This window comes from Streptomyces sp. YS-3, assembly GCF_045257485.1.
Classification (GTDB): domain Bacteria; phylum Actinomycetota; class Actinomycetes; order Streptomycetales; family Streptomycetaceae; genus Streptomyces.
Genome location: NZ_JBJHPC010000390.1, coordinates 1 through 6,975 on the forward strand (window position 1 = coordinate 1; position 6,975 = coordinate 6,975).

The following is a 6,975-nucleotide window of genomic DNA, read 5'->3' on the forward strand; positions in this document are numbered from 1 at the left end:
GGCTCGCGAGGGGGCGCCGGAGCGACGGGCGGCAGCACACTGGTGCTGCCGCCGTCGCTCCCGGCGTCGGCGGGCTGCGACGCGGTCGCGGTGCCCGCCTCCTACGGTTTCCGGGTCCTGGCGCGGCTGCCCCGCTCGGGGTGCGTCTTCGCGGACGCGGACTGCTGGTGGTGGATCGTCCCCTCCGGCTCGGACCACGAGCTGACCTGGCCGCACCCGGCCCGCTACGCCCCGGACGCGAAGGTTCCGCCGAACCCGGGACGACGATTGATCCACCGCCCCGAGGGCAGCAGCCCTTATACGCCCCCCATCCCGCTCTACCTGGTGGTATGCCAGCTGACTGGAACGGCACCGGCATGGACCTAGCCTCTTCGACCGCCCTTCGCGCCGACCCCGGATGGGACGTCGCGCCCCGCCCCCGCGGACCCGAGCTGCCCGCCGCCGGGCTCAGCCCGTCGTCAGACCTTCCGCCGCCCGCGCCAGGGCGTCCAGGACCGGGCTGATCAACGGGTGGTGCTCGGCGCCGCTGCGTACGGCCGCGAAGACGCGGCGGGTGGCGGCGGGGCCCGCCACGGGCCGCACCACGGTGTCCTTCCGCTCCATGCCGCGCAGCGCCGAGCGCGGCACCAGCGCCACGCCCGCCCCCGCGTCGGCCAGCGCCACCACGGCCCGGAAGTCGTCCGAGGAGTGGATCAGGCGCGGCTCGAAACCGGCCAGCTCACAGGCGAGGAAGACCACGTCGTGGCAGGGGTTGCCGGGGTACGGGCCGATCCAGTCGTCCTCGGACAGCGCCGACAGACGTACCTCCGGCGCCCGCGCCAGCGGGTGCCCGGCGGGCAGCACCGCGTCGAAGGGCTCCGCGTAGAGCGCGACCCGGACCAGCCGCCGGTCGTCCTCCCGGGGCGCGCCCCGGTACTCGACCGCCAGCGCCAGGTCCGCCTCGCCGTCCAGGACCATCGGCAGCGACGCGTCGCCCTCGGCGTCGCGCACCCTCACCCGGATCGTGGGGTGCGTCCCGCGCAGCCGGGCCAGCGCCGGGGCCAGCACCTCCGCGATGCCCGTGGCGAACGCCGCCACGGTCACGTCACCGGCCGCGCCGCCCGCGTACGCCGCCAGCTCCGCCTCCGCCCGCTCCAGCTGCGCCAGGACCGCGTTGGCGTGTTCCAGCAGGATCTCGCCGGCCGCGGTGAGCCGTACGCCCTTGCCGCTGCGGGTCAGCAGGGTGTGGCCGGTCTCCTGCTCCAGTGCGGCGAGCTGCTGGGAGACGGCGGAGGGGGTCAGATAGAGCGCTGCGGCTGCGGCGGTCACCGTACGGTGGTCCGCCGCGGCGCGCAGGATGCGGAGCCGGCGCGGGTCGATCACCCCGCCATTGTCGCCCGCGCGTCGACGAACGCCGCCACCGCCCGCTCCACGTCCGCCGTGGAGTGCGCGGCCGAGAGCTGGACCCGGATCCGGGCCTGGCCCATCGGGACCACCGGGTAGGAGAAGCCGATCACGTAGACGCCGCGCTCCAGGAGCAGCTCGGCCATCCGGGCGGCCTCGGCCGCGTCGCCGATCATGACGGGCGCGATGGCGTGGTCGCCGGGCAGGATCTCGAAGCCCGCCTCCGTCATCCGCGTCCGGAAGAGCGCGGTGTTGGCGGCGAGCCGGTCGCGCAGGTCGCCCGCCGACTCCAGCAGGTCGAGGACCTTGAGCGAGGCGGCGGCGATCACCGGGGCCAGCGAGTTCGAGAAGAGGTACGGACGCGAGCGCTGGCGCAGCAGGGCGACGATCTCGGCGCGGGCCGCGACATAGCCGCCGGAGGCGCCGCCGAGGGCCTTGCCGAGGGTGCCGGTGATGATGTCGACCCGGTCCATCACGCCGTGCAGCTCGGGCGTGCCCCGGCCGCCGGGGCCGACGAAGCCCACCGCGTGGCTGTCGTCGACCATGACCATCGCGTCGTAGCGGTCGGCGAGGTCGCAGATCTCCTGGAGCGGGGCGACGTAGCCGTCCATGGAGAAGACACCGTCGGTGACGACGAGGCGGCGGCGCGCGCCCGACGCCTCCTTGAGCCGCGCCTCCAGCTCGGCCATGTCGCGGTTGGCGTACCGGTACCGGGCGGCCTTGGACAGCCGGATGCCGTCGATGATCGAGGCGTGGTTGAGGGCGTCGGAGATCACCGCGTCCTCGGGGCCGAGGAGGGTCTCGAAGACACCGCCGTTGGCGTCGAAGCAGGACGAGTAGAGGATCGTGTCCTCCTGGCCGAGGAACGCCGACAGACGCGCCTCCAGCTCCTTGTGGACGTCCTGGGTGCCGCAGATGAAGCGGACCGAGGCCATGCCGTAGCCCCAGCGGTCGAGCGCCTCCTTGGCGGCGGCGACCACCTCGGGGTGGTCGGCGAGGCCCAGGTAGTTGTTGGCGCAGAAGTTCAGGACCTCACCGGTGGGGACGGCGACCGAGGCGTTCTGCGGGGTGGAGATCACCCGCTCGGGCTTGAAGAGACCGGCTTCGCGGATCTCGTCGAGGGTGTTCTGCAGGTCGTCGCGGACGGACGCGTACATGCTTCGGGCTCCTAGATGCCGAGTGGCTGACGAGGGGACTCAGGCGGTCCAGTCGAGGATGATCTTGCCGCTGCGGGCGGTGGCGGCCTCGTCGAAGGCCGCGTCGAAGTCCTGGTACGCGTAGCTGCCGGTGATCACCGGGGAGAGGTCGAGGCCGCCTTCGAGCAGCACCGTCATCGCGTACCACGTCTCGAACATCTCACGGCCGTAGATGCCCTTGACCGTGATCATCGAGGTGACGATCTTCGACCAGTCGACGGCGAACTCCTGCGCGGGCAGCCCGAGCATCGCGATCCGGCCGCCGTGCGTCATGTTGTCGATCATGTCGCGCATGGCCTCGGCGCGGCCGGACATCTCCAGACCGATGTCGAAGCCCTCGCGCAGTCCGAGCACGCGCTGCGCGTCCGCGATGGAGCTCTCCGCCACGTTCACCGCGAGCGTGGCGCCCGCCTTGCGGGCCAGCTCCAGACGCTCGGGGCTCACATCGGTGATCACCACGTTGCGGGCGCCCGCGTGCTTGGCCACGGCCGCCGCCATGATGCCGATCGGCCCCGCGCCGGTGATCAGGACGTCCTCGCCGACCAGCGGGAAGGAGAGCGCGGTGTGCACGGCGTTGCCGAACGGGTCGAAGATCGCGGCGACGTCGAGGTCGACCGGGGTGCGGTGCACCCACACGTTGGCGGCGGGCAGTGCCACGTACTCCGCGAAGGCGCCGTCACGGCCCACGCCCAGGCCGATGGTGGAGCGGCACAGGTGGCGGCGGCCCGCCAGACAGTTGCGGCACTTGCCGCAGACCAGGTGGCCCTCGCCGCTGACCAGGTCGCCGACGGCGATGTCCCGGACGTCCGCGCCGACCGACGCGACCTCGCCGACGAACTCGTGGCCGAGGACCAGGGGGGTGCTGACCGCGCCCTGCGCCCAGCCGTCCCAGGAGCGGATGTGCAGATCGGTGCCGCAGATGCCGGTGCGCAGCACCTTGATCAGCACATCGCCGGGGCCGGTCTCCGGTTCCGGGACGTCCATGAGCCACAGTCCGGGTTCGGCGTGCTGCTTGACAAGGGCCTTCATGGGGGGCGGCTCCCGGGGCGTACAAAGAGGGCGAAAGGGCCATGGTTCCATGGCTGATCACCAATCTGCCGAGCAGAAGCCGCCCACGTCCATCGAGGATTTCTTAAGCGGACCAACAGCCGAGCTTCACGCGCCCCTGGCGCACCCCTCTGCCACCCGGGTCACGCAGCTTCACCGGCGTCCTGTGCGCGTCGCACGGGCGGTCCTCGCCGCGCGTGTCGGCCCGGCGGTGTGCCGTCAGCTTCCGGCGGGTGCCCCGTCCGCGCGGACGACGCTCAGATGGCCCCGGCGCCGGGTGGTCACCACGTTTCCGGGCGCGCTCCTGGGCTCGTGCGCGCGGGGCGACGCGGGCTCGCGGCGCAGGACCAGGGTGACCCGGCGCAGTCCGAGCTCGCCCAGGGTGCCGGAGGACTCGTCGAGGACCCGGCACTCCACGGCGTCCCAGCCGGGGTCGGGGTGGCGCACCGCCCGCACGGCGCCGTCGTGGTCCACGGCCGCCGCCCCGACCATCCGCATCCAGTGCGGCAGGCCCTGCTGGTAGGCGGCGCTCATCAGCGGGTCGTCGGCGATGTCGCGGCGCACGGCGCGCAGCCCGGGGTCGTGCGGGTCCTCCTCCAGCGCGCTGGAGAGCTGCGCGAGCATCGGCAGGCACCAGCTCGTCTCGTGCTGGGCGAGCACGGAGCCCGCGTGCGGGTGGAAGAGGACGAAGCGCAGGAAGTTGTCGCGCGGCATCGCGGTGGGGTGGGGGCCGACCGCCCTGAAGAGCGTGTCGTACGCGGAGTTGGCGTGCACGACGTTCCAGCCCCGGTCGACGAGGAACGACGGCAGATCCGTGGCGTCCATCATCGCGATGTGGTCGTCGACGTAGGCGCGCGCCTCGGCGTCCCACTGGCCGGTGGCGGTGGCGGCGGTGTCCCGTACCTCCTTCGGCACGGGGCCTGTTGACCTGTTCACCAACGGTTCTTTCGCCATCGAGAACGCGACTCCTCTTGCAGGCACGCGGTGCGCCTGCCGTCCCCCGCTTCCTCCCGGCCCAGCGGCCTGATGGCACAGAGGTCGATCTTCGCACCGTGCTGCGATCCTGCTCCCGTCCGCAAGAGGATGTCAACCATCGTGGCATTCCGGCCCGAGAACGCCTCAAATACGCCACAGCTGTGGCAAGTTCTGGTTCTCCCCGGCGTGAGCAAGTAGCCTCCCGACATATTCACTGTGTGTCCGAGCTGTGTGGAGCAACTCGTGTGATCTAGGAGAATGACTGGTGACGGACGGCTTCTCGGATCCGGGACCGGCGGCCACGGGCCCGCTGGGGGACATCGCCGCCCGCGTCGGCGACCTGGCCCGCAAGCTCGGAATGAGCCAGGCGGAGGTCTTCGACGTCCACCAGCTCTCCGACGCCTCGGGGGTCCCGGCCGATGTCGTCCAGGCCCTGCTCGACGGCCGTGCGGCCGGGGAGCCGGACGTCCAGGCCCGGTTCCTCCAGCGGTTCGCGGCGCTGCGCCGCTCGCGGCTGAAACCCAACGGCCGCCCCTACACCCAGCAGGAGATCGCCGCCGGCGCCGGGATGTCCCGGCAGCAGGCGGGCGCGCTCATCAACGGCGACCGGCGCCCCACCATGGAGCACTGCGACGCCATCCAGCGCTTCTTCAAGGTCCACGCCGGCTATCTCACCGCCGAGGACAGCGAGGCCCTCGCCGACGCCCTGCTCCGCACCGAGCAGGAGCTGCTGCACGCCTTCGCCGCCCGTGAGCACGACCGGGAGCGCGAACTCGACGCGCTCGCCCCCGCCGGCCAGGACCCGCTGGAGCGGCTGCTCCAGGACCACGGGGTGCGCGGGATCGCCTGGCGGGCCGCCCAACTCCCCACGGACAAGCACCGGGACAAGGTCACCGAGTGGCTGGACATGCTCCTGGAGAGCGTCAAGCGCGTCGATCCCTGACGGCCCGCCCTCCATCTGCCACCGCGGACCGGGCACGCCGGAGCCGGATTCGGCCCGCTGGATTTGGGCGAGCATACGATCTTCCATAGGATCCGGCGATGATCACCAGAAAACGGCTGGCGGCCGGGGTGGGCGCGCTGCTCGCCACCCTCGCCACCGGTATCCTCCCGGCCGACGCGGTCGCGGCCGACGGGCCGACCGCGCAGAAGGCCGCACCCAAGGTCGAGTTGGTGCTGGACGTCAGCGGGTCCATGCGGGCCCGCGACATCGACGGCCAGTCCCGGATCTCCGTCGCCAAGCAGGCCTTCAACGACGTACTGGACTCGGTCCCGCCGGAGGTCGAGCTCGGCATACGCACGCTCGGGGCCAACTACCCCGGCAACGACCGCAAGGTCGGCTGCAAGGACACCCGCCAGCTGTACCCGGTCGGCCCGCTCGACCGCACCGAGGCGAAGACCGCGGTGGCCACCCTCGCCCCCACCGGCTGGACGCCGATCGGCCCGGCTCTCCAGGGCGCCGCCCAGGACCTCAAGGGCGGTGACGCGACCCGCCGGATCGTGCTCATCACGGACGGCGAGGACACCTGCGCCCCGCTCGACCCGTGCGAGGTGGCGCGCGACATCGCCGCCCAGGGCATCCACCTGGTCATCGACACCCTCGGCCTCAACCCGGACGCCAAGACCCGCGACCAGCTGACCTGCATCGCGCAGGCCACCGGCGGTACGTACACCTCGGTCAAGCACAAGGACGAGCTCAAGGACCGCGTCAAGCAGTCGGTGGACCGCGCGGCCGACCCCGTGGTGGTCCCGGTGGCCACCAGCGGCGCCGCGAGCTGCGCGAGCGCGCCGCAGCTCAAGCCCGGCCTGTACACCGACCGCGAGACGTTCGGCGAGCACCGCTGGTACAGGGTCGACGTCAAGCCCGGCCAGGAGCTCCGCGCCGCCGTCAGCGTCGGCGCCGACCGTGCCGTCAACAACGACTACGGCGTCCTGCTGCGGGCCGTCACCCGGCACGGCCGGGAGATCGTCCGCGGCTCCGAGGCGGGCGACGGCCGCACCGACCTGATCTCGACGGGCCTGCGCTATCCCAAGCCCGAGGCGAAGGACGACGACGACAAGAACACCGTCGAGACCGTCTGCCTCCAGGTCAGCAACTCCTTCTCGGCGCCCCCGTCGGTGAAGACCACGCCGGGCATGCCCGTCGAGCTGGCCGTGGACCTCGTCGACGGCCCCGACCGGCCGTCCGACGTCGCCGCCTTCGGCCTCGGCCGCGGCTGGTGGCTGCTGGGCGTCCTGGTGCTCACCGGCTTCGTCGCCGGTCTGCTGTGGGGCTGGATCTCGCGCTGGCGCGTCGCCGTCTGGAGGACCAACTGATGCGTACCCCGAGGATGCTGACGGCCGCGCTGCTCACCGGCGCCGCCCTGCTCGCCCC

At 72.5% G+C, this 6,975-nt stretch carries 7 protein-coding genes; 3 read left to right on the forward strand and 4 right to left on the reverse strand.

Features of this window, described 5'->3' with window-relative positions; genetic code table 11:
• Positions 1-366: hypothetical protein (locus tag ACJA3G_RS25985; protein WP_406555470.1), on the forward strand; the 366-nt coding region annotated here is incomplete at its 5' end.
• 81 nt (positions 367-447) lie between these two features.
• On the opposite strand, the gene ACJA3G_RS25990 is transcribed toward ACJA3G_RS25985, so the two are convergent.
• From ACJA3G_RS25990 to ACJA3G_RS26005, 4 genes are all read right to left on the reverse strand, one after another.
• Positions 448-1,362, reverse strand: a complete 915-nt coding sequence (locus ACJA3G_RS25990; protein ID WP_406555471.1) for a LysR family transcriptional regulator — start codon at positions 1,360-1,362, stop codon at positions 448-450.
• Positions 1,359-2,540 (reverse strand): glycine C-acetyltransferase, encoded by a 1,182-nt coding sequence (locus ACJA3G_RS25995; RefSeq protein WP_406555472.1) that lies wholly within the window; start codon positions 2,538-2,540, stop codon positions 1,359-1,361. Before ACJA3G_RS25995 ends, ACJA3G_RS25990 begins: the two co-directional genes overlap by 4 nt.
• Before the next feature lie 39 nt (positions 2,541-2,579).
• On the reverse strand, positions 2,580-3,608 hold the full coding sequence (gene tdh, locus ACJA3G_RS26000) for an L-threonine 3-dehydrogenase (protein ID WP_406555473.1): 1,029 nt from the start codon (positions 3,606-3,608) through the stop codon (positions 2,580-2,582).
• A gap of 237 nt (positions 3,609-3,845) precedes the next feature.
• Positions 3,846-4,562 carry a hypothetical protein gene (locus ACJA3G_RS26005; RefSeq protein ID WP_406555474.1) on the reverse strand — a complete coding sequence of 239 codons (717 nt, stop codon included), beginning with the start codon at positions 4,560-4,562 and terminating at the stop codon, positions 3,846-3,848.
• Positions 4,563-4,866: 304 nt separating this feature from the next.
• Between ACJA3G_RS26005 and ACJA3G_RS26010 the strand changes: the two genes are divergently transcribed.
• Positions 4,867-5,544: a helix-turn-helix domain-containing protein gene (locus tag ACJA3G_RS26010; RefSeq protein WP_406555475.1), complete on the forward strand. Its 678-nt coding sequence runs from the start codon at positions 4,867-4,869 to the stop codon at positions 5,542-5,544.
• Positions 5,545-5,642: 98 nt separating this feature from the next.
• Positions 5,643-6,917, forward strand: coding sequence for a VWA domain-containing protein (locus ACJA3G_RS26015; RefSeq protein ID WP_406555476.1), 1,275 nt, complete (start codon positions 5,643-5,645; stop codon positions 6,915-6,917).
• Positions 6,918-6,975: the final 58 nt, after the last annotated feature.